The organism is Francisella hispaniensis FSC454 (assembly GCF_001885235.1).
Classification (GTDB): Bacteria; Pseudomonadota; Gammaproteobacteria; order Francisellales; family Francisellaceae; genus Francisella; species Francisella hispaniensis.
In genome coordinates, this window is sequence record NZ_CP018093.1 from 1,547,598 (window position 1) to 1,572,790 (window position 25,193).

A 25,193-nucleotide genomic window follows, 5' to 3' on the forward strand; every position below is an offset into this window, starting at 1 on the left:
GTACTATTCTAGATAAGCCCAATTTAAATTCCCTTTATCCCAATATTTAATAGTTTTAGTACCACTTAGAAGCACTATAATTAAAACATAATCTACATTTCTTGTAACCAAATTAAAATGTTCTCTAAGTATTAAATATTACATCAAACTTTTTAGAACTTACATTAGCTAGTATATATAATCTAGATCAATTATAACATGTCAAGACAAAAACATTTACTAAAAAAAGCATGGATTAAGATATGATAGCCAACTCTGTTCAAAAAACTATCTTCATTAACAAATAATTTTAGATTAGTTTTTAAAATATTCAGTAAAGCTACTAAAAGCTAAAATTATCCCATATATATTATAATTTATAGAAAAAAATTCCTCTCACTAACTCCCTTGCTGTCCTGAAAAAACCCATTTTGATAATTTTAATTTTTCTTACATCTTGATTATTATCTACCTGATAAGATATAGGGATTATTCCTGATGGGTGTTCTATGTTGATGATGCCAATATCATTTTCTATTCTGTCATTTATAACCTGACAGGCAATCGAACCTTCAATAAATAAGCTAGATGCTAAGCACATGGCTCCAGATACTGAATGAGTCGAATGACAATCAAAAGGAGTAAAGTATCTTGAACATATAGAATTAGCTTTGCTAGCAGGTTTTGATATTAAGCAGACTTTAGGAATAACTTTCTTACTACAATCGCCCAAGCCCATAAGATAAGATGCCTTTTTTCTTATCTTTTCTATTTTTCTTAATAGCTCTTTATCTTTATCTAGAAGATCTTTCGTCTCCTTCCCTGTTTTATCAAATTTAGTAGAATCAATAATAATCATAGGAACTGCCACATCTATGCATGACACATCTATTCCATCTATATGATCCACTACATTACCTGTTGGTAAAAGTTTTCCTGTTTTGGCACCTATTGGATTAAAAAAATTTAACTCTATCGGCGAATAGGTATTATTAACTCCATCTATAGACATATCACCATCCGAAAAATAACTACCATTTTTTACACATATTTTTGTTTCAAAAATCACATCAGTATTTATATTCTTAACTTTCAAATTAGCTGATGATAAATTATCTTCGATATTGATTATTTTTGAATTTACTGCAAAAGGAGCTATTGAAGAAGCTATATTCCCACAGTTTACAGTTTTATCTACAAACCTATCATTAACACTGACCTGCATAAAAAAATATTCTAAATCAACTCCCTCATCTAATGATTTACTAACAATCGCTACCTTACTACAAAGAGAATCTCCATTTCCTATACCATCTATTTGCCTTTTGTGTGGTGAGCCCATAATACTAATAACAATATCATCTATATGATTTAATTGATAATCTGATAAGTCTTCTTTATTTAATAAGAGAGCTTTAGAGGTACCTCCTCTAAAAATACTGCCTTTTACAAAGCTTTCCATACAAAAAAATTTAATAGCTTAATTTATTCATTAATATGCATTATTGATGAATAAATTAAAATAGTATATACAGCCAAATGTATTAGGTTCCATGAACAAAATTTTTTAAAAAAAGTTATTAAGTATATTTAAATATTTTTTGCGAAAAAAACACACTTAACTATATGGAATATTATATATCAGAAACAAATTGGTCAACTATTTTAAAATTTTTAAAATCTCAAAAAGGTCTACATACAAAAAATGTTTTTAAACTTAGAAGATTTATAGAAGCCGTCTTTTACATTCTCAAAACAGGTGCTCAATGGAAATACCTTCATAAAGAATATGACTGTAGCAGAGCATTGCATAAGCGTTATAAATACTGGGCTGACAAAGGTGTATGGTGTGATTTAATGACTTATGTTTCAGAGGTTGACTCTCAACAATTTATGATTGATTCATTATCAGTAAAATCTCATGCTTGTGCATGTGGATATGAAATAAATGGTAATGAAATTCATGCCTTAGGCAGAAGTGTTGGTGGACTTTCAACTAAGATACATACCTTGACTGATGCTCTAGGAAATCCTGTGAAATTTATGCTTACAGCTGGTAATGTACATGACATTGTTCCCTCTTTAGAGCTTTTAGACGGCATAAAAAATGCTCATATTTTAGCTGATAAAGCTTATTTTTCTGAAGAAAATATAAAAATCTTAGCTGAAAATGGAAACACTGTTGTTATCCCAGCCAAATAAAATTACACAAAAAAGCATAATATTGATTGGCATATTTACAAAGAAAAACACTTAATTGAGAACTTTTTCTCTAGATTTGATAAGACTTGCTCTGCATTTTTAGGATTTATTGCTTTGGCAAGTACTCTTATTTGGCTAAGATATTTTTTTGTTCATGGAACCTAGTAAGATTTAAGAAAGAATTAAAAATGTAATGTCTAAATATGAAAGACAATTATTGTAAATTATATAGTTTTGACTATATCACATTATTATTCTAATATGCTGATAGAGTTTGGATATAAGTTTTTATCAGCTATCTCAACTTTTTTGTCATTAGAGAATATTATTAAAACTTGTTCAAAACCTTAGCTATTTAACTATCTATTGCTTTTGTAAATTCTATAGCTAGTTGTTGTGCTCTAGCTATATTTGCCTGGATTGCTTTGTCTACAATTTCACCAAGATTAAAGTTCTCAAAAATAGTTAATGCTTCATAAGTTATACCTTTTTTAGAAGTAACATTTTTTCTTAAAGTTGTCATATCATCATTAGTATTTAATGCCATTTGTGCAGCTCCTAAGCATGTTTGAGCAACTAGTTTTTCAGCTTGTTTTTTATCCAGGCCTTGCTTGACTGCTGCATTAACCATATGCTCCATAAATTGGAAATAATATGCAGGTCCAGAACTAGCTATAGCAGCAATAGTATCAATTTCTTTCTCATTATCTACGACTGTTACTACTCCGATTGTCTGCATAATATCTATAACTATAGCTTTTTTATCAGCTGTAATGTTGCTATTAAAATAAATTCCAGTAGCACCATAACCTAAACTACTAGGCGTATTAGGAATTGTTCTAGCAAAAGATATCTCTTTATTAAATAATCTCTCGTATGCATTAGTCTGTATGCCTGCAGCCACTGTAACTATAAGTTGTTTAGATGTAACTGCATCTCTGATATTTTTGATAAGCTCTGGCATATTTTGTGGCTTAATTGCTAAGATAAGAATATCAGCAAGTTTAACTGTATCTAGTAATGAAGTAGATGTCTCGATATTATATTTTCTACTTAAGTTTAAGCACTTATGTTCATTTCTATCAAAAACAATTATATCTTGACTTTTATAACCATGTGATGCCATACCAGCAATCATTGCTGCTGCCATATTACCACCACCAATAAAACATATTTTCATGAATTTAACCTATCAATATTTTAAAAATATATATACTAAAAGGATAACATTTACGATAAATATTGCTAATATATCTTAGGAAAATAATTTTATTTAAAAACCATAGGATGAAAGAAATAGTTTTAGCCTCTAGTAATAAAGGCAAGATTAGAGAATTTACTAATATCTTTAGGCAAAAGAATATTAAGATCGTCCCTCAAACTAATTTTAATGTTCCTGATGCTGAAGAAGTTGGACTTAGCTTTATTGAGAATGCCATTTTAAAAGCAAGAAACTGTGCTAAATATACGGGTCTACCTGCTATTGCTGATGACTCTGGACTTGAAGTATTCTCTTTAAATGGTCAACCTGGAATATATTCAGCAAGATATTCAGGAGAACATGGCAATGATAAAGCTAATATAGAAAAGTTACTAATTAACCTTATTGGTAATGATGATAGAAATGCTAGATTTGTTTGTGCCTTAGCATATGTGAAATATGAACTTGATCCAAGCCCAATCTTAGCATATGGTTTTTTAGAAGGAAAAATAGCTCATCAAATGAGTGGTTCAAATGGTTTTGGTTATGATCCAATATTTCTATTGCCACAACTACAAAAAACATTAGCAGAAATAACTGAATCAGAGAAAAACAAAATAAGTCATAGAGCTATTGCACTTGATAAAATAATAGAATTACTTTAAAACTAAATTTTACCAGTTCAGATTATATAAATATTATTGTTATGTGCTACAATGTATCAACAGGGTTACCAAGTGATTGTTAATAGCTTTAGGTTAAATAGTGGAACATTTGAAAAGATTCTTTTATGTTTTTTTAGCTCATATATATTCGAGCATGTTTATAACATTAATACCTATTTTATATCTAAAAAAATTTAAAAGAAGTTTTAAAAATATCAATTACAGAAAAAGATGGGCCGAGAGATTCGCCCAAACACAAATACGACTTAATAATAGTATATGGATTCATTCAGTTTCTGTAGGTGAGGCTGTTTCTGCTGAACCACTGGTAAAAGAATTACTAAAAAATTTTCCTAATGAAAATTTCGTCATAACTACAACGACACCAACAGGTAGTGATGTGGTAAATAATCTATATTGTAAATATCAAAATGTACATCATGTATATATACCTTATGATATAATTCCATTTGTGAATAGTTTCTTTGCTAAGACTAATCCAAAAATTTTTATAATTGTTGAAACAGAAATTTGGCCAAATATCCTAAATAAGTGTTTTGCTGAAAAAATACCAGTGATAATAACAAATGCGCGACTCTCAAAAAAATCTATGCGCAACTATACCAAAATTCCCTTTGCTAAAGAATTTTTATTTAAGAATATCTCTCATATTAACGCTCAGACAGAAAAGGATGCTAAAAGATTTTATTCTCTAGGGGTAGATAAAAACAATATTTCTGTAACTGGAAACTTAAAATATAATCTTATTACTCCAGAAAACCTAGAAAATAAAATGTTTAGCTTGAAAGATAGCTTAAGGGGTAGACCAATATGGATCGCAGGAAGTACTCATCAAGGTGAAGAAGAAGCAATCCTTGAAGCACATAAGGAAATTCTAAAAACACATCCAAATTGTTTATTAATATTAGTTCCTAGACATAAAGAACGCTTTCAGAAAGTAGAAAAACTAATTGCTTATAATTCTTTGAGATACCAAAAAAGAAGTAATTTAAAGTCTCAAATCTCTAATGATACGCAAGTATATTTAGGCGATACAATGGGTGAGCTGCTGCATCTTTATTATATTTCAGATATAACTTTTGTTGGTGGCAGTTTAATAGATAATGGAGGACATAACTTACTTGAGCCTGCTGCATTAGCAAAACCGATTTTAAGTGGTTTAAGCCTTTTTAATTTCAGTCAAATATCCAAGGAACTAATTCGTAATAAAGCTCTAGTACGTGTAAGAAATCAACAAGAACTTGCAAATAACATTCTGAAAATATTAGAAGACAAACAATTATTAGAACAGATGTCTTTAGGTGCACTTAAAACTTTCAAAGCTCATAGCGATGTGCTTGAAAAACAATATAACAATATCATAAGATTTTTATGACTAGTGAAAATATAATAAAAGATTTCGAAATTTTTGCTGAAAATGTATTTGCTCAGTTTGACTGCGTGTCCAAAACATTAGTAAAAGCAATGCATTATAGTTTTTTTAGTGGTGGTAAAAGAATAAGAGCACAATTCGTTTATGCAATTGGTGAAGCTTTAGCTATTGATAAGGCAGATTGCGATAAAGTTGCTTTTGCAATAGAGTCTATCCATACCTATTCGCTAATACATGATGATCTCCCTGCTATGGATAATGATACGCTGCGTAGGGGTAAGCCTACTTGTCATATCAAATTTAATGAAGCTACAGCAATATTGGCCGGTGATGCTTTACAATCTTTAGCTTTTGAAATACTACAAGATATCAACTGTTCGGATATAGCTAGACTAAAAAAAATAAATAAATTCTTTGCCCAATGCTGTGGCGCTGATGGAATGGTCGGTGGTCAACAACTAGATATTGAGGGTGAGAATAAAAAGCTCAACCTTGAAGAATTACAGATATTACATACTAATAAAACCGCAAAAATGTTTAGGGCTTGTATAGTTTTACCTTATATTCTCTCACAAAACCAAAATGACGAAATAGAAAATTTATTAGTAAAACTAGCTGATTTAATAGGTTTATGCTTTCAAATCAAAGATGATATCCTAGATGTCACTAAGACAACTATTGAATTAGGAAAAACTAGCGCTAAAGATATACATGCTAACAAATCTACTTATGTATCATTAATGGGATTAGAAGTCGCAAATAAATATTTATTAGATAAAAAAAATGAAATTACTCAAATTATCACTAAGCTCAAAAATAACAAAATCAGTTCAAATAGACTTGAAAAACTTATTGATTTAGTAATTAATAGAAACTGTTAGTTATTTTTGCTACAATTTCGTAAATTTATTTATAAAGTTAGTTTAAAATGCAAGTACAAACCGTACAAAAAATATATGCTTGGCTAGTGCATCTTTTTACATCCTTAGGTGCAGTATTTGGTATCTTAGCTATTATATTTTCAATAGAAGCTGCTAAAACAATAGTATTAGGTCAAACAGAACTGCATCACTACTATATTAAACTTTCAATGTTTAGCATTATAATGGCAATATTTATTGATTCAATAGATGGTAGCTTAGCGAGACTAGTTGATATCAAAAAACTTGCTCCTATAGATGGTGCCCTTCTCGATAATATTATAGACTTTACAACATATTCAATTGTTCCTTGCATTTGGATATATGTATCTGCAGTAGTTAGTCAACAATGGCTAATTCCAATAATAATAATGATAACTATCTCTTCTTCGTATCAGTTCTGTCAACTAAATGCTAAAACTGATGATCATTTTTTTGTTGGCTTTCCAAGTTATTGGAATGTGATAGTAATTTATATGCTATGTTTTCAGTCAAGCCAATTAACTAATGAAATAACAATAACAATATTAGCAATATTCTCTTTTATACCAATAAAATATATTTACCTATCAAGAACAGAACATATTAGCAAAAGTAAATTTATCAAAATATTTACTTTTATTTTTACAATGTTAGCAGCTACTGTAACTTTTATAGCAGTATTGCTTTATCCATTAAAAACACCAACACCATTAATAACAATAATATTAATATTCTCAATATTCTATATAATTTTTAGCCTAAAACTGAATATTAAACCCGTAAAAGATTGAACAGTTTACCTCTTAATCATTTCTATATGATAATATATTAGTAGGATAGACTGTTGTTGTAATTTTAGATGAAAGTTTTAAGTCAAGAAGAGCGCCAAAAACTCTTTTTAGAAAATATTTTTCCATATAAGCATAAAATTCCACGTAGCGTATACGAAAAACAAAAACATTATCTTCAAATAGAGCTATTAAAATTCCAGAAATGGGTAAAAGAAAATAATAAAAAAGTTTTGATAATTTTTGAAGGTCGAGATGCTGCCGGTAAAGGTGGAACTATAAAAAGAATGATGGAGCATCTAAATCCACGTGGTGCTAAGGTAATTGCTTTAGAAAAGCCATCAGAACGAGAAAGAAATCAATGGTATTTTCAAAGATACATAGAACATCTGCCATCTGGTGGAGAGATAGTTCTTTTTGATAGATCTTGGTATAACCGTGCTGGTGTTGAAAGAGTTATGGGCTTTTGTACAGAAAGAGAATATTTTTTATTTTTAGAACAGGCACCGCAACTAGAAAAAATGCTAGTTGATAGTGGTACTATGATAATAAAATTTTGGTTCTCAGTCAGTCAACAAGAACAAAAAAACAGATTTGCTGCTAGAGAAAGTCATCCTCTAAAACAGTGGAAACTTAGTCCCATAGATAAAGCGTCCTTAGATAAATGGGATGACTATACTGAAGCTAAAGAAAGAATGTTTATATATACCGACAAACCATACGCCCCATGGGTAATTGTTAAATCTGATGATAAAAAACGCGCCAGACTAAATGCAATAAGATATATACTTAATAATGTTGACTATGATAACAAAGATTACGAAGTAGCAATACCTCCTGATCCCCTTATACTAGGTACATCTTCAAAAATATATAAATAACACTCTAAAACAAAAATATCTATTGACTAACAGCATTATTTAAAATATAATCCTCTCTAAGTTTTGGGCCTATAGCTCAGTTGGTTAGAGCGCCGGACTCATAATCCGTAGGTCGTAGGTTCGAGTCCTACTGGGCCCACCAAAAACATTCTTAATATTTTTCATAGAATACTGATAAAACTAACAGACTAGATTTCAAGACAGCTAATATAATTAGGTAAGATTCTTGAGATATACTCATAAAGTGACTTGTTTGTTACTCACGCCTATATATTCAAAAAATGTCATTTGTTGCTTTTTTTATAAATGATCATAAATAGTTGCAACAACAGTTACTGATTGATATCGTTTCTTCTGTCAAATAATTCTGCTTATATGCTATGATATTTTCGTATGATTGTTTTATTGTTGCTTCTGTAACCTCTCCGGACTCTACAAGTTTTGCGATATTATCTATTATAGTATCTGGGTTAGCATCACTGAATATAAACATATTAACACCCGCATTAATAGCTAATTTCAATGATTCTAACTCCATAATATTCTGTCACAGCTTATTTCATAGCATCTGATATTATAACTCCATCGAACTTAATATCTGTTCTTAATATTTTAATTATTTTGCTGGACAGTGTTGCTGGATTAGTTTCATCGATTTTCCTGTTCATAACATGTGCGGTAACCATACAATGCTTATTTTCTGGCAATAGCTTTATATATGGAATAAGTTCTTTTCTGTCCATATATATCAGCAGCACCTAAATGAGAATCATTAGTAGAGCTGCCATGACCTGGAAAGTGCTTTAATACAGAACCTATTTTGCGTTTTCAGTAGCTTTACAAAAAGATTAGCACAATCTACAATAGTATTAACATCAGTAGAAAACTACGCTCATATTTACCAATAATAGGCAATTATCGTTGTGAATGTCACACAAGGCTAAATTAATTACTTTATACATGGTTTCAGCCATTTCCTAGCCACATGAGTCTGTTCTTGTATATCTAGCTCTGAAAATTTTTGCAGTAAATGTTTCAGGAAATCCATATTTTGCTTTCAATCGATTTACTTTGCCTTCATAATCAATAGCAATTATTAATGGTACCTGTGGGCGCATATATAAATCATTATAAATGTTATTATATTTTCAAGTTACTATTTAAAGTCTCTAATTGTTCTGGACTTTATGTTATCCTTACCTTTTCTATCAAACAATATTACTCCACCAATATTGTTATCTTTAATATGTTGAACAATTTCGATTTTCATCAATTGCTTGACCAGAGAAACCTACAATCAACATTTGACCAATCATTTTTTTAAAGAAACGGCATATATAGTGTCCGTAAAATTAAAAAGTACTGCTATAATAAATCTTACTTGTCTACACATAAAATATACTTGATAAATTTATTTATTTTTAATATAGATTAATAATTAATTATAATAATATAACTTCACAGCAAATATAAATAAATTCACTTATAGAAAAGCTAGGCTAAAAAGTAATACTTAACTGAAATAGCTAAAACTAACTAGTTTTAAGGACTTTCGCACAGAATGAGGTACCACTTTTTAGTGTAGATATTATACTATTCTCAGGAGCCACACTGTAGTGTGACTAGCTTAACTCTTTAAGGTTTTTAACTCAACTTAAGGTTAATATAATAAAGTAAAAAAGCTGGCTATTGCATTCAAATATTAACTAGGATATAAAATTGAATTTTTTTAAATTAGGCTTATCCCCATTACCTCCTCATCTTCGACAAATCAGTTTGTATAAGTTTCTATTATTGCACCATTTTTCAATAATTGCGACTCTATCTTGAATAGAAAAATATGGTTCTAGAAGAATACTTTTGTCTTTATAGCTTGGTCAAGGTCGGAACCTTATAACAATATGAGGCATAGTCTGTATATGCTTATTTTAGTGGCATTTCGGTCCAAAGCGAGGATATTGCACCTTCCAGGCAACTTCTCCCTGAGGTATACATGTCCATGCTAGGACTATAACGCTCTCCTTGTCTTTGGGCTCAGTAACTGGAATTCCAATATGATGATATTTATAATTCCACAAATTCCCCTTAGAAAATATCTGTTTTTACAAATTAGGACATAACTTCTCGAACGAAAAGAATTAAAATAGAAAAAATACCTTATAAAATAAAGGGTAGTTTTGTTTATAGTCTAATTTATTATTCATTAATGTACCGGAGTTAGCTAAATAAGATATCTAGCATCAATTCACAACATGTTTTAACATCATAATCGATACTAGAAAGTTTTTTTATAATTCATTTACAGCAATAATACCAGTTACACTTCCATCTGTAGCACTGAAAATTCTTGCTCTTGATTATCAAGTATACCAAAGCATAACATCCTTGTAATTAACTTTTTGAAAATGTTTTATCAGCAGTATACTTAATCCCCATAGTATTTAAGAATGTAGCCAAATCTTTACTCTTGAATTGGCTCAATCGTTTCAAAATATAATAACAAAAAACCATTCTTAAGAGTGGATATTCTCGTTGAATATTTTCACTATTAGCTGCATACTGGAGAACTTTTAGCTGAGTTATAAGTTCTTGAGTATTATTCTGTTCGATGTTCCTAAGTATTTCTACTGTTTAATTCTCAAACTTTTTTACGATATAGATCTAATATTATTACTATCACTAAACCAAAACTAATGCCAATATCAGTGTCATTTTATCTAATACATAATTTTTATACTGGATGTATTATATATATAAAGATTATAAAAATTAAGATTTTTCTATCATAGTATCTAATACTTGAATGATCTTACTCTCAGTATCAATAACCATTTCTTTGTGAATTTTTTTCAAATTCATCTACTACTATAATCATTACGTTGTTTATCATCAAATAATCTTTTTAACTCACTAAATAAGTTATCTACCGTACAGTCTTCTTTGTATTAATTCTTTGATAATTTCACTTTTATGCAAGATATTAGGAAAAGCCCAATAACTGTGATTGCCGCCAACAAGCATTCTACCAAGTAAAGCTGACAGCCATGATAATTTATAACCTACAACCATAGGTAATTTGCATAACATAGCCTCTAACGTGGCTGTTCCTGATGCCAATAAACTTAAATCAGATGCTTTTAAAACCTCATGTGAATTCGTTTCAAAACTTCCCGATGCCTAAACGATCAATTTGCTCTTTGTATTTAGCAAATGGCTTTAATGATGGTTTAGCTAAGGGGCATAATTGCCTTAAATTTATATCCAGCATCTACAAGTTTTTGCAATACTAATAAAAATAGCGGCAACAATCTTGGAAACTTCGGTCGTACGACTTCCTGGTAAAACTGATAATATTGGTAAAGAATTACTTTTTAATCCAAGTTTATCTCTGTATTTAGTTCGGTCAATATGTATTGGAATATTCTTCGCTAATGGATGCCCAACATAGATAGCTTCAAAATTATGTCTATTTTTATAATATTCAGTTTCAAAAGGCAGAATTGCTAATATTTTATCAGTTGCTTTGCGTATCTTCTTAATGCGGTATTCACGCCAAACCCATATTTTAGGACTTACATAATGTATAGTCTTAATACCGAAGCTCTTAACTCTTTTCAACTGTAAGGTTAAAGTCAGGAGCATCTATACTATGAAAATATCTGGCTTATTCTGCTTAAAGTAGTTAATAATTTTGTGGCGAATACTTAATATGCGTAGACCTTTTGAAATAATTTCCAAGAAACCAATTAAAGATAATGCATCCATTGGATAAAGGCTTTTAAAACCAGCTGACGCCATTTTTGGTCCGCCAATACCTCAATTTTCGCATTAGGGTATCTTTGCTTTAAAGCCTCAACTAGGGTACCACCCTAATTGGTCACCTGACAACTCTCCAGCTACAATACCTATTCTCATTACCTTAGTATACCTCTTCGCGAAGTACCAATCACATCAACAAAAGGCTCTAGAACTTTATCTTCTTTTGCCATTTCTTTGATTATCTCAAAAGCTTCTTTTATCATTAAACCTTTACGATATAATATCCTATAAACTTCTTTGATTTTTCATCTCTTCAGGTGTAAAGCCACGACGTTTTAAGCCTTCACTATTTATACCACAAGGAGTTGAACCAGCATTCACAGCAGTAACCATCAGATGTGGAGGAACATCCTTACCAACTAGCGCTGCGTGAGCAATAAAAGCATGTCTACCAACTCTACAAAATTGATGAACACCAACATTAGAACTTAATATTGCATAATCATCAATATGTACATGCCCTGCTAAACCAACACCATTAACTAAGTTTATGTAGCTACCTATTTTACAATCATGCCCAATATGCACATAACACATAATAATATTGTTGTTACCAACAGATGTTACCCCGATTTCTTTTGAAGTTCCACCATGAATCGTAGCACACTCTCTGATAATATTATTATCGCCAATTACAACTTGAGAAAAATCGCCTTTTTTATATGTATAATCAATTGGATCATCACCAATTGAGGCATATTGGAAAATGCGATTATTTTTACCTATAACTGCATTATCACCAATTGTTACATGGCTTTTTAATTCAGTGTTCTCGCCAATAACAACATTCTTCCCAATAACACAGAATGGCCCTATTATAGCACTATCGGCTATTTTGGCGCTCTCATGTACTACTGCCAAACTATGTATCACGATTAGTAGTCCTTATATGCTGCCATTAATTCAGCTGAACAAACAACTTGTCCATCAACTTTTGCCACTGACTCTGCTGTGCAGATGATATTTTTCTGTTTCACCATACGTGACTCAATAACTAAAACATCTCCAGGTACTACAGGTCTTTTTAACTCTTACTTTGTCAATACCAGCTAGCATAAAAGTTCTTCTACCACCACCAGCTTTCTCTACCACATGCGCAAACAATGTTTCCGCCATTAGCTCACCAAGTATAGCTGTCGCTTGAGCCATTGCTTCAACTATTAATACTCCAGGCATAACTGGGAAATCAGGGAAATGCCCATTAAAAAAATCCTCATTTATAGTGACATTTTTTTGTGCAATAATCGTTCTATCTTCAATACTCCAATCAACTATCTTATCCAAAAGTGCAAAAGGATACCTGTGAGGTAAGATTCTTCTAATCCCCATTACATCTATCTGTTTATTTTCTTCATTAAACTGGCTCATTAAACAATCCTTACTTATTTAATTTTTTCTAGTTGTTTTACTTTTGTTATTAGAGTGTCAATCTTAGCTAATTTTGCTACAAATCTACCCCATTGAATTCTAGGCTTAGCTTCAAACGCAGCATAATACATTCCTGGATTAGTGATCGACTTACCAATATTAGATGCGCCACCTATTATAGTATTATCACAAATACTAATATGTCCAGTTATCGCTGACTGACCTCCAATAAGGCAATTATCACCGATCGTTGTACTACCTGCAACAGCTGTAACTCCTGCTAAAAGCAGTGTTTTTGCCAATAGTTACATTATGAGCTATCTGTACTAAATTATCAATACGTGCACCTTTTTTAATTATCGTATCGTCAATAGCGCCTCTATCAACAGTTGTTCCAGAACCAATCTCAACATTATCTTCAATAACTACTCTGCCCAGTTGAGGAATCTTTGTCCAACTACCATCCTCATCTCTTGCATTACCAAAGCCATCACAGCCAATTACTGCATTTTGATGAATAATACATCCAGCGCCAATTATAACATCGTGAGCTATAGATACATTACTCTTTATCAACGTATCATTACCTATCTTAGTACCATTATCAATTGTTGCACAGGCTCCTATACAAACATTATCACCAATAACTACATTTTCACCAACAACAGCATTAGCACCTATAGTAACATTTTCACCAATTATTGCACTAGCGGCTATTACTGCTTTACTATGAATTTTACCATCTGGACGCGGTGATCTATCGAATAGTTCCATAACCTTTGCTAATGCCATATAAGGATTTGACAGTACTACTGCGTTTGTATTGCAAAACTCTAGTGCTTCTTCTGTTATTAAAACTGCCGAAGCTTTTGTTTCCAGATAATGCCTTTAAATATTTAGGGTTAGTACAAAAAGAAATATCACCCTCACGAGCTTGAGATAAAGTAGCAATCTTATTTATCTCAACATTCTTATTACCCTTAACCTCACCATCAAGCTTTGACGGCTAGAAAATCTAAAGTATACATTAATAAAACTCCCTAAACTAATCAGAGTCTTTTATTCATTAACTCCAACAACTTGGCTAGATATATCATCAACATTATTAACATACGCTAAAGCTTGTGTTGTAAGCACAACATTATAATTTTTTTGCTTTGCTATAGTTTGAACAGCTTTATCAAACGAGGCTTTGGAATTTCTTTGACAACTTATCTTTTGCCATATACTCTTTTGTTGTAAAATTCGCGCTCTCAGCAAAGCTTTGTTGTTCTTGTTGGATTTGCTGCTGTTTTTATCTAATTCATTCTTAGTCATAGTTGCAGGAATTATCTTGCAGAGTTTTCATCTGCTGCATAATATTATCTTGTTCTTGTTTGAGTTTGGTAGCTTCTGGCTTAAGGTCATTTTCAAGTTTTTTAACACTTACAGATCCTAGATCAGAATCATTGAAGATCTCAACTGGATTAACCACAGCCATTTTAGTGTCTGCATACGCTGCGGTAAATGCACTCGCTAAAACGCATATTGATAAAGCAATTTTTTTCATTAAGAAGATCTCCTTTAAATTTAACACAGTCATTTAACAATAAATTCTAACACAATATTATCAAATTTGTTAAACCGTTTTAAATACCAGATAAAATTAATCTGGGTTTTTCTTAAAGAAAATATCACGTCTAATTTAGAAATTTTGTCCTAATGAAAATTGGAATACTTGAGTTATATCACCTTTTTGTACATTAAACGGCTGAGCAAATGATACAGCTAATTGTCCCATTGGCGAAGCCCATCTAAACTCAACCCCAATAGAATATTTCAAGTTAGAAAATGAAGGAGTAGTTTCTTGCTTTGGTTGATCCGCTACAACACCATTTAAATTATAAGTTGTATATGTATTACCTATATCCAAAAAAAGCACCTATTCTCATCTTAGAACTATCCTTAATAAAAGGTACTGGGAATAATAGATCATAGTTATTATAAATATTAAGGTTACCGCCAATTGAATTACCAACTGTACCATTCTGCAAATTTATATCACGCGGACCTAATGAACCCTGTAGGAAACCACGTACGCTTCCCCAACCACCTCCGTAGAAGTTCTCGTAAAAAGGCAGTTGTTTTGTTTTACCATAGCCACCACCGTACTGAACTCCACCCCTAATAGTTAATGCCGACATGTCAGTATTTGGCACTGCTATATTATAAGTTCCACCAACCTCTATCTTATAAGCATTAATATTACTGATAACTGGAATATTAACTGAACCATTTAAGTTAAATGATCCACCATCTGTAGCAAAGATATATTTATTTGAATTATCATAACTCCAGCCTGCTGTTAGTGCTGGCTCATTAAAGTTGTTTCTACCACCTTGTTGCTCGATAAACCATTGTACAATCGAAGACTGGTAACCACTTGATTGCTTAACTGTATTATTAGCAAAAGTTATACCCCCTGAGACATTACTAAATGTTGATATAGGCACACCATACATCAACCTTGCACCAATCGTATCTAACTGATACGCAGCAACAGCATTTGTCTTAGCAAAGTTTGATCTATTTATATATGCAGAAATACTTTGGCTAACTCCTGATGTAGTAAAAAATGGATCAATATAACTTATGTCTAACTGCTGGAAAGGAATAGAAAGTTGCGCATTAAGGTTAAAAGTATTACCTGTACCAAAAACGTTAGGCATATTTAGCCTACCGCCTATCATAAATCCATATAAATCTGAGAAGCCTAAACTTCCACTTACAGAATTAGCATTTCTTTCTTTGATATTATAATTTACATCAACCAAATCATCAGATCCTGCAACAGGAACAAGCTCCATATCAGCTGCGCCAACATACGGTAGTTGCTCTAATCTTCTTTGAGACTTATCTATTGCTTCTTTGTTATATTGACTTTGTTCATAATATTGTAACTGACGACGAAATACATAATCATTAGTGACATTATTACCAAAGAAATTTATTCTATTTACATAAACTTTCTTTCCTGCATCAACAACAATCTTAAAAGAAACTATATGATTATTCTTATCAACAGTAGGAATAGGGTTAACAGTAGCAAAAGCATATCCTTTACTACCTAGTAGAGTCTTTATACCTTCAACTGTCTCAACTAATTTAGCCTTTGAAAATACCTCTCCTTGTTTTATCTTCACTAGAGACTCTAATTCTGATTTTGGTAAAATAAACTTACCTGTTAAGGAAACACTTCCAATCTTATAAATTTCACCTTCTGCAACATCAAAAGTAATATACGAATGCTCGCGATCCTTAGACATTGATGCTTGCTTTGAGGTAACCTTAAAATCTAAGTAACCTCTGTCTAGATAATAATTGGTTATACCTTGGACAGACTGATTCATACCGTCTGGTGAATAACTATCAAAGGGAGATAAAAAACCCCATAAATTCCATATCGATGGTACTTGGAAGGCAACACTACTATCTAAATCACTATCCTCAAAACTTTTATTACCAACAAAGTTTATCGAATCAACAGTCGCTGGTTTACCCTCTTGAAAGTTTATATTTATATCAATTCTATTATTTGGTAGCTTTCTAATATTCTCTTCTATCTTTGCTCCATATAAACCCATCATAGAGTATTGATTAAGTAAAGATTGCTTAAGCAAAAACATCGTATTAGGATTATAAACATTACCTACATATATACCGGCATCAGTAAATACTTTCTCAAGATTATCCTTACTAAGCTTTTTATTACCAGTAAAACTAAATCCTGCTATAATCGGTCTTTCTTTGACATTAATAAAAAGATTACTACCTTTACGGTATAGATCAACACTATTGAAAAATCCAGTACCATAAAGGTTATTAATAATCTGGTTTGTATCTTCAGGAGTAATGTAGCTACCTTTTTTATAGCCAATACGGCTCTTAACTACATCACTTTGTAGACCCTCTAAGCCATTAATAGATACATTATCTAATATAAAGCTATCATTATCAGCCCAACCATTAAATGCAATACCCACAAGAAGAGAGGCTAATACAAACTTCTTTCTTAAAAAAAACACTCAATTTACCCCAAAACAGAATCCACATATTCACGAGTTTTTCTATCTATTTCAAAAACTTCCTCTATATTTTTCGGATTCTCAAAATTTAACTCTTTTGTTACTTTTTTGTTTACTTCTATTATCTCTAAATATTTAATTTTTTTGTCTAAGAATGCAGCAACTAACTCTTCATTAGCAGCATTAAAAACTATGTTAGCAGCATAATTTTTATTTTTTAAATTATCAAAAACTATTTTTAAAGCTTCGAATCTATCAAAACAAACTTCTCTAAAAGTTAGCTCATGTTTTGTGAAATCTAAACTTCCAACATTAACTGATCCTCTCTTTGGATAATACATCGCATTAGCTATAGGTGTTTTCATATCGGGCACGCCCAACTGTGCTATATAGCTACCATCAACATATCTGACCATTGAATGAACTACACTCTGCGGATGAATCAGAACGCCTATTTTATCAGCTGAAACAGAAAAAAGCCAATATGCTTCGATAATTTCTAGAGCTTTATTTACCATTGTTGATGAATCAACCGATATTTTTCTACCCATTTGCCAATTAGGATGAGCACATGCCTGCTCAGGTGTAACATCAGTTAGATCACCTAATTGCTTATCTCTAAAAGGTCCTCCAGATGCTGTCAAAATTATCTTATCAATCTCTGTAGTGTATTTCTTGCTAGGGTTATCAATACACTGAAATATAGCATTATGCTCACTATCGACAGGTATCAATTGAGCATTATTTTTCATAACTTCATCTACTAGCAAGTGCCCCGCTGTTACTAAAGATTCCTTATTTGCAAGTAGAATTTTCTTACCTGCTTTGGCAGCTGCAAAAGTTGGTTTTAACCCTGCTATACCAACTATAGCAGACATAACAATATCAACCTCGGCTAAGCTAGATACTTTTTTAAGCCCACTTTCGCCAACCAAAACCTCAACACCAGTAACTAATGATTGTAACTTTTGTTTCTGAACCAAATTTGGAACTACCGCAAACTTAGGTTTAAACTCTTGGCATAGGTTTGCTAGTTTTTCAATATTACTAAATGCTGTTAATGCAAAAACCTCAAAATCATTACTATCTCTAATTACTGCCAAAGTGCTATCACCAATAGATCCTGTAGCCCCCAGTATAGTAACCTTAGTTTTATTAGACATGTCGACTATTCACTCTGCATAGTATCATCAGAAGACTCTATATCTTCACCATTATCAACATCATCCTGCTTAACTACTTTTAAGCTAATAAGCTTTTCATTATTTCTTAGATTAATTAATCTAACTCCTTGAGCAGAGCGTCCACATTCTCTAACCTCATCAGAGGATGTTCTCACCAAAGTACCATTATCAGTGATCATGACAATATCTTCATCATTCTCAACTAGAACAGCTACTACAACTTTACCATTTCTTTCAGAGGTTGATATAGCTATCACACCTTGACTTGCTCGTTTAGTCTTACGATATTCTGAAACCGCAGTACGCTTACCATATCCATTCTCTGTTGCAGCTAAAACAACTCCCTCATCAGGGTTCGTCACTAGCATTGAAACTATCTTTTGATCAGGATGAATACGCATTCCAGTTACTCCAGCTGCTGAACGACCCATTGCTCTGACATCAGATTCATCAAAACGGATTGCCTTACCCGCATCAGAAAACATCATGATCTGCTTATTTCCATCTGTAAGAGCAACATAAGATAACTCATCACCATCATTTAAACCAATAGCTATCTTGCCTGTAGAGCGTGGTCTAGCAAACTCAGACAGATCAACTTTCTTGACTCTACCAAGTCTAGTCGCCATAAACACATACCAACCTTCATTAAATTGAGAAATTGGCATCATCGCAGTTATTCTTTCATCTTTCTCTAGTGGCAAAATATTATTAATTGGTCTACCTTTAGAAATTCTACTTGCGACTGGAAAATCATAAACTTTTGACCAGTAAACTCGACCTAAACTTGAAAAACACAACATTGTATCATGAGTCGAAGCAAGCATTAGTTTAAATATACTATCTTCCTCTTTAGTTTTGGTTGCAGATTTACCTACTCCACCTCGTTTTTGTGCATTATACATACTTAGAGGTTGTGTTTTAACATAGCCATCCATAGATAGAGTTACAACCATATTCTCTTCTGCAATAAGATCTTCTCTAGTTAGATCTAATCTTGACTCTATAATCTCTGATTTTCTCTCATCACCATAATTATCTCTAATTTCAACAAGTTCTTCTTTAACAACTCGTATCAACTCATTCACATCACTTAAAATACCTATCAGATACTTAATTCTCTCAATAAGTTCTTTGAATTCATTAGTTATTTTGTCTTGTTCTAAACCTGTTAGTCTATGTAGTCTTAAAGCAAGGATTGCTTCGGCTTGCTCCTCTGTTAGATTATAAGAACTATCAGACTGAATACCATAATGAGATGCTAATGTTTCTTTACGATACATTTTAACATCTACACCTTCTAACATACTCTTGACCATAGAGCCATTCCATGACCTAGCAAGCATAGATTCTTTTGCATCAGCCGGTGATGGTGATGCTTTAATTAATTCAATCATCTCATCAATATTAGCTAACGAAAGCAGTAAGCCCTCTAAAATATGCGCTCGCTCTTTTGACTTTCTTAGCTCAAAAATTGTTCTTCTCGTTACAACTTCCTTTCTATGTTTGATAAACTGCTCTAAAATTTCTTTAAGATTCAATAACTTAGGTCTATTGTCACTAAGAGCAACCATATTAATCCCGAAACTACATTGTAATTGTGTTTGAGCATATAATGTATTTAATACAACTTCAGGCGACTCATCTCTCTTAAGATCGATTACAACTCGAATTCCATCTTTGTCAGACTCATCTCTTAACTCAGATATCCCTGTTACTTTTTTATCTTTTACAAGCTCGGCAATCTTTTCAACAAGCTTTGCTTTGTTTAATTGGTAAGGTATTTCTGTGACTACTATCTGTGCTTTACCAGATGCTTCATCTTCATGGATATCTGCCTTTGCACGCATAATCACGCGACCACGACCAGTTTTATAAGCCTCTAAGATACCATCTGTACCATTAATGTATGAGCCCGTAGGGAAATCTGGAGCTGGGATATAGTGGATTAAATCTTCTATTGTAAGTTCTGAGTTATCGATAAGAGCTATAGTTCCATTAATAACTTCAGTCATATTATGTGGCGGAATATTTGTCGCCATACCAACAGCAATACCAGATGAACCATTTACCAAAAGATTTGGAACTCTTGTCGGTAAAACATCAGGAACTAGTTCGGTGTTATCATAGTTAGGTGAAAAGTCTACAGTTTCTTTATCAATATCAATTAAAAGCTCATGCGTAAGCTTCTGCATTCTAATCTCAGTATAACGCATTGCTGCTGGAGAATCGCCATCAACAGAACCAAAGTTACCTTGACCATCGACCAATGTATAGCGTAATGAAAATGGCTGCGCCATTCTAACAATGGTATCATACACTGCTGTATCGCCATGAGGGTGATATTTACCGATTACATCACCGACAACCCTTGCAGACTTTTTATATGGCCTGTTATAGTAATTAGATAACTCATTCATCGCAAAAAGTACACGACGGTGAACAGGTTTCAAACCATCTCGCACATCTGGTAAAGCACGACCGACAATTACACTCATCGCATAATCAAGATACGATTGTTTTAGTTCTTTTTCGATATTTATAGATGATGACTCTTTAGTGATTATAGACATTAGTTATCGCTTTTAATGAAGATAAAACATATAGCCAATATTTTAACATAATAGATAGCAAAAAGCACTCTTTAGCAATCTATTCAAAAACCTAGCAAAATCTAGCCTTCAAAAATAACTGTCCTAGCAAAATATAAACCTTACCTTATCAATTTTTAACAGCTGTTATTAATAACTGATAAGGAAAATCTTACAAGAAAATCTATAATCTGAAACCATCTATCTAAAAACCTATTTTTGAGTAAAACAAGGGAAAATAATGAAGAAACTTATTACTAGTTCGATAATCGCATCAATTATGTTGCCAGCTGCAACTTTTGCTGATAATAAACAATTAAGCCAAGGAGAGGTTGCCTATCATAACACCTTCCCTATCAGTCAGTCAGAGGCATATGATATTTTTATTACCAATACGGACTACGCAAATACAGTTATTATGTCAAATACCATAGCTGGTGTGATGTACGGCTATTTGATTAAGCAAAAATATCCAAAAATGAAGTTTAACAAAGACTATTTATATGGTTCGTTGATAGGACAATTAATGCAAGAGTCTGACATGTCTAGCCAAATAGCTCAAAACTTTGATCCAAATAATCCTGATCAACTGATTCATAACGACACATATGCAAATATATTACTACAAGCTGGACAAGGCGGTCCTTATCAGATTAACGACTATTCAAAAAGACTACCTTCAGCCGAAGCTAAAGGTGCCCTTGGTCTAGTAAACTACGATGCTGTAGCCGCAATACTGGGTTATTCAATACAAGATCAAGATGATGGCTCACAGACAAAAAAAATAGGTCCTGAAGCATTAGATAATGTCTATTCTGGACCGATGATAACTACTTTCTATCATTTTAATGATATCAACAGAATGAATGTTAACTCAACAAATGATTGGTATGTATATCATGTTCAATGGAACAAATGTTTAGAAAACTCTCAGAAAAATACAGCTGGTGGTTTAACATTCCCATTTGTAATGAATGTTGTTTACAATGCTGGTGACTATAGTCCAGTACTTAAGACATATTTAAATATCTGTGCTGAAGGTAGCAGTGATACTAAAGAGTATAAAAATATCAATAATTGGTTATTAGATACGATCAGCTATCAAACTAGAATTGGCTCTGAAAAACCTAATACTGGTGAAGCTACATATTACAGATATCCACGCCAAGTTTCTTTTTACATCAACCAAATATTCAATAACAATAATAAAAAGCTTGAAGACACAGGTATTACAGTAAATAATCAAGTTACTTTCTCTGTATCAAGACTAAAACAAGTATTTGATATGGTCATGCATAAATTATCTTATCGAGATAATAATGATGATCTTCACTTTATCAGTATAGAAGATGCTAACAAAGCTTTCGATCAAGCTATTAATCAAATAACAGCAACAGATGGACAAATACCACAAGAGTTAAGTTTCTCAAATACTCAAAAGACAACAAACCAGCAAAGGTTATTGATTTATAAAATAATTCAAACAGCGATAACCAAACTTGCTCAAAACAATGATATCGATTTCACTAAAACTTATGATGCAAGCAAACCAGGTCCAGAACCTGGACCTACTCCAACTCCATCTTATACTTATCCAGATGGTATTGGTAATTATGTAAATGGAACTGTAGTAAAAGCAGGAGATAGTGAATATAAATGTAAAGAGGCTAACTGGTGTAACAATCCTGCTTATACTCCATTAGGCAACTTCTCTGAGGCTGCCTGGGAAAACTTAAATCCTCAACCTAAACCAACACCAGTAGGCACATGGAGTTCAGATAAGGTTTATGTAGAAGGTGATACTGTAAAAATTGATGATATAACATATACAGCTAAATACTGGAATAAAAACAACAACCCAACACTAGCAGGTAATAATTGTCAATACGGTTGTCCTTGGTGGGATGGTTCAACCAAGTAAGCTCCAATCTATCTTCTGATCTTTCTTTTCAACCAAATACTTATTACAATCAACAAAATGATTACAGCCTAGAAAACCTCTATGTGCTGATAATGGCGATGGATGTGTAGACTCTAAAATCAAATGCTTTGAACTATTAATAAGAGCTTTTTTCTTACGTGCATGCGAACCCCAAAGCATAAACACAACATTGTGTTTATTTTCTGAAATTTTGCTAATTACAGTATCTGTAAAAGTCTCCCAACCTATATCTTTATGCGAATTTGCTTTATGAGCTTCAACTGTTAAAGTAGTATTTAATAAAAATACTCCTTGTTTTGCCCAATCAACTAAATAACCATGATTTGGAATTTCAAACTCTGGAATACTGCGAGCAAGCTCTTTATAGATATTTTGCAATGACGGTGGAATATCTACCCCTTTTTGTACTGAGAACGCTAAACCATGAGCCTGATTATAGTTATGGTATGGATCTTGCCCTAAAATGACTACTTTTAGATTATCTAGCTCAGTATATTTAAAAGCATCGAAAATATTTTCCTTGGCTGGGAAAATCACCTTACCTTTAGAGATTTCACAAGCTAAAAAGTCAAGTATTTGTTTAAAATAAGCTTTCTGTTTCTCTTCTGATAGAATATCTGACCAAGTCATTTTTGGCACTCCTGTAAAATTTGATTACTTAAAATCATTTAAATAAGCCTATAACTAGTAAATATTTAGGCATAACTATCGTTATAGACTATTTTTTAGAATTTTTATGATTATAACAAAATGAGATATATAAAAAGAGAAAATTTTATAGAGTTAGAATTTTATAACAATTACTTTTTCTTTTGTGGCGGAAGATCTGTTGCAGTACCTTCATAGACTTCTGTAGCCATCATTAAGCTTTCAGATAGAGTTGGATGAGGATGAACTGTAAGAGCGATATCTTCAGCATCACAACCCATTTCTATTGCTAGAGCCGCCTCTGAAATAAGCTCACCAGCGTTAGTACCGACAATAGAGGCACCAATAATTTTATGATTTTCATCAAATAGAATTTTTGTCATACCTTCTGATCTATCGATACTTAATGACCTACCACTAGCTGCCCATGGGAATACACCTTTTTCATACTTGATACCTTTTGCTTTTGCAGAAGTCTCAGTCTCACCAACCCAAGCAACTTCTGGATCAGTATAAGCAACTGAAGGAATCACTAAAGGATCAAAACTATGATTTAGACCAGAAATAACTTCAGCAGCTGTTCTACCTTCTGGTACAGCTTTATGAGCAAGCATAGGCTGACCAACGATATCTCCTATTGCGAAGATATGTGGCACATTTGTACGAAGTTGCTTATCTACAGGGATAAAGCCTCTTTCATCAACTTTAACACCTGCTTTTTCTGCATCGATTAGTTTACCATTTGGCTTACGACCGATAGCCATAAGTACTCTATCGAATCTCTCATTCTTAGCAGGATGATCACCTTCCATAGTTACATAGATACCGTCTTCTTTAGCTTCCATAGCTGTTACACCTGTTTTCAGACGCACATCATAACGACTATTTACTTTTTGGTATGCTTTGACTAAATCTTTATCAACACCATTCATAAGCTGATCGGCAAACTCAACAACTGTAATCTTAGTACCTAACTCAGAATAAACCTGTGCCATCTCAAGACCAATGATACCACCACCTACTACGAGCATAGTCTCTGGGATTTCTTTCATCTCTAGAGCACCAGTAGAGTCAATTATTCTATCATCTTTAGGTACAAATGGTAAATTAATTACGCTCGATCCTGCCGCAATAATACAGTTATCAAAAGCAATCTTCGTAACTTTACCATCAGCAGCTTCTACAGCAAGCTCTTTATCAGAAGTAAATTTACCATAACCTTGTACGATTTTTACTTTTCTCATCTGAGCCATGCCTTTTAGACCGCCAGTAAGCTTACCGATAACACCATCTTTATACTTTAAAAGGTTTTCTCTGTTGATCTTAAGGCCACCCATCTCGATGATACCTAGAGATTCTAGATGACGCGCTTCATTGATAACTTTAGCAATATGCAACATAGCTTTAGATGGAATACATCCCACATTTAAGCACACACCACCAATCTCGGCATATCTCTCTACTAAAACAACTTCTAATCCTAAGTCAGCTGCTCTAAAAGCCGCACTATATCCACCAGGACCACTACCTAAAACTACAACTTGTGTTTTAATATCACTCATTTTA

General features: G+C 32.4%; 12 protein-coding genes, 1 tRNA gene and 9 pseudogenes. 8 read left to right on the forward strand and 14 right to left on the reverse strand.

The window, feature by feature from the left end; all coding sequences use genetic code 11:
* Window positions 1–349 precede the first annotated feature (349 nt).
* A complete protein-coding gene (locus FSC454_RS07660) occupies window positions 350–1,441 on the reverse strand; it encodes a PrpF domain-containing protein (RefSeq protein WP_066047016.1) in 1,092 nt (363 codons plus the stop codon).
* Window positions 1,442–1,605: 164 nt separating this feature from the next.
* Between FSC454_RS07660 and FSC454_RS07665 the strand changes: the two are divergent.
* Window positions 1,606–2,346: pseudogene (locus tag FSC454_RS07665) on the forward strand (IS5 family transposase).
* Between the two features lie 190 nt (window positions 2,347–2,536).
* Here the strand turns inward: FSC454_RS07665 and proC are convergent.
* Window positions 2,537–3,361, reverse strand: coding sequence for a pyrroline-5-carboxylate reductase (gene proC / locus FSC454_RS07670; RefSeq protein WP_014548818.1), 825 nt, complete (start codon window positions 3,359–3,361; stop codon window positions 2,537–2,539).
* A gap of 107 nt (window positions 3,362–3,468) precedes the next feature.
* Here proC and rdgB point away from each other — a divergent pair, with 107 nt between their 5' ends.
* The 6 genes from rdgB to FSC454_RS07700 all read left to right on the forward strand — a co-directional run bounded on the left by rdgB (window position 3,469) and on the right by FSC454_RS07700 (window position 8,153).
* The gene (gene rdgB / locus FSC454_RS07675) at window positions 3,469–4,047 is read left to right on the forward strand and encodes an RdgB/HAM1 family non-canonical purine NTP pyrophosphatase (RefSeq protein WP_014548819.1); all 579 of its coding nucleotides are present in this window, start codon (window positions 3,469–3,471) and stop codon (window positions 4,045–4,047) included.
* Window positions 4,048–4,147: 100 nt separating this feature from the next.
* The gene (gene waaA, locus FSC454_RS07680; RefSeq protein ID WP_066046527.1) at window positions 4,148–5,443 is read left to right on the forward strand and encodes a lipid IV(A) 3-deoxy-D-manno-octulosonic acid transferase; all 1,296 of its coding nucleotides are present in this window, start codon (window positions 4,148–4,150) and stop codon (window positions 5,441–5,443) included.
* Complete coding sequence (locus tag FSC454_RS07685) at window positions 5,440–6,321, forward strand: polyprenyl synthetase family protein (RefSeq protein WP_066046529.1); 882 nt, start codon at window positions 5,440–5,442, stop codon at window positions 6,319–6,321. Before waaA ends, FSC454_RS07685 begins: the two co-directional genes overlap by 4 nt.
* 47 nt (window positions 6,322–6,368) lie before the next feature.
* On the forward strand, window positions 6,369–7,133 hold the full coding sequence (locus FSC454_RS07690; RefSeq protein ID WP_066046531.1) for a CDP-alcohol phosphatidyltransferase family protein: 765 nt from the start codon (window positions 6,369–6,371) through the stop codon (window positions 7,131–7,133).
* 68 nt (window positions 7,134–7,201) lie between these two features.
* Window positions 7,202–8,011, forward strand: coding sequence for a polyphosphate kinase 2 (gene ppk2 / locus FSC454_RS07695; protein ID WP_014548823.1), 810 nt, complete (start codon window positions 7,202–7,204; stop codon window positions 8,009–8,011).
* Window positions 8,012–8,076: 65 nt separating this feature from the next.
* Window positions 8,077–8,153, forward strand: a tRNA-Ile gene (locus tag FSC454_RS07700).
* 168 nt (window positions 8,154–8,321) lie between these two features.
* Here FSC454_RS07700 and FSC454_RS10195 read toward each other — a convergent pair.
* From FSC454_RS10195 to gyrA, 10 genes and pseudogenes are all read right to left on the reverse strand, one after another.
* Window positions 8,322–9,315: pseudogene (locus FSC454_RS10195) on the reverse strand (glycoside hydrolase family 3 N-terminal domain-containing protein).
* A gap of 922 nt (window positions 9,316–10,237) precedes the next feature.
* Window positions 10,238–10,723 (reverse strand): annotated as a pseudogene (locus tag FSC454_RS10200) (cell division protein ZipA C-terminal FtsZ-binding domain-containing protein); the annotation flags it as partial.
* Window positions 10,724–10,930: 207 nt separating this feature from the next.
* Window positions 10,931–11,809: pseudogene (lpxB, locus tag FSC454_RS07715) on the reverse strand (lipid-A-disaccharide synthase).
* Window positions 11,810–11,925: 116 nt separating this feature from the next.
* Window positions 11,926–12,703: pseudogene (gene lpxA, locus FSC454_RS07720) on the reverse strand (acyl-ACP--UDP-N-acetylglucosamine O-acyltransferase).
* 2 nt (window positions 12,704–12,705) lie between these two features.
* Window positions 12,706–13,198, reverse strand: a pseudogene (fabZ, locus tag FSC454_RS07725) (3-hydroxyacyl-ACP dehydratase FabZ).
* A 14-nt stretch (window positions 13,199–13,212) separates the two neighbouring features.
* A pseudogene (gene lpxD / locus FSC454_RS07730) lies at window positions 13,213–14,226 on the reverse strand (UDP-3-O-(3-hydroxymyristoyl)glucosamine N-acyltransferase).
* Between the two features lie 21 nt (window positions 14,227–14,247).
* Window positions 14,248–14,747, reverse strand: a pseudogene (locus FSC454_RS07735) (OmpH/Skp family outer membrane protein).
* Window positions 14,748–14,882: 135 nt separating this feature from the next.
* Window positions 14,883–17,262: pseudogene (bamA, locus tag FSC454_RS07740) on the reverse strand (outer membrane protein assembly factor BamA).
* A gap of 5 nt (window positions 17,263–17,267) precedes the next feature.
* A complete protein-coding gene (dxr, locus tag FSC454_RS07745; protein WP_066046541.1) occupies window positions 17,268–18,425 on the reverse strand; it encodes a 1-deoxy-D-xylulose-5-phosphate reductoisomerase in 1,158 nt (385 codons plus the stop codon).
* Between the two features lie 5 nt (window positions 18,426–18,430).
* Window positions 18,431–21,019 (reverse strand): DNA gyrase subunit A, encoded by a 2,589-nt coding sequence (gene gyrA, locus FSC454_RS07750; protein WP_066046543.1) that lies wholly within the window; start codon window positions 21,017–21,019, stop codon window positions 18,431–18,433.
* Window positions 21,020–21,899: 880 nt separating this feature from the next.
* On the opposite strand from gyrA, the gene FSC454_RS10205 reads away from it, so the two are divergent.
* Window positions 21,900–22,958, forward strand: coding sequence for a carbohydrate-binding protein (locus FSC454_RS10205; RefSeq protein ID WP_331709119.1), 1,059 nt, complete (start codon window positions 21,900–21,902; stop codon window positions 22,956–22,958).
* Here FSC454_RS10205 and ung read toward each other — a convergent pair.
* Together ung and lpdA are read right to left on the reverse strand one after the other, a co-directional pair.
* The gene (gene ung, locus FSC454_RS07760) at window positions 22,947–23,609 is read right to left on the reverse strand and encodes a uracil-DNA glycosylase (RefSeq protein WP_066046548.1); all 663 of its coding nucleotides are present in this window, start codon (window positions 23,607–23,609) and stop codon (window positions 22,947–22,949) included. The genes FSC454_RS10205 and ung overlap by 12 nt on opposite strands.
* A 170-nt stretch (window positions 23,610–23,779) precedes the next feature.
* On the reverse strand, window positions 23,780–25,189 hold the full coding sequence (gene lpdA, locus FSC454_RS07765) for a dihydrolipoyl dehydrogenase (RefSeq protein WP_014548837.1): 1,410 nt from the start codon (window positions 25,187–25,189) through the stop codon (window positions 23,780–23,782).
* Window positions 25,190–25,193: the final 4 nt, after the last annotated feature.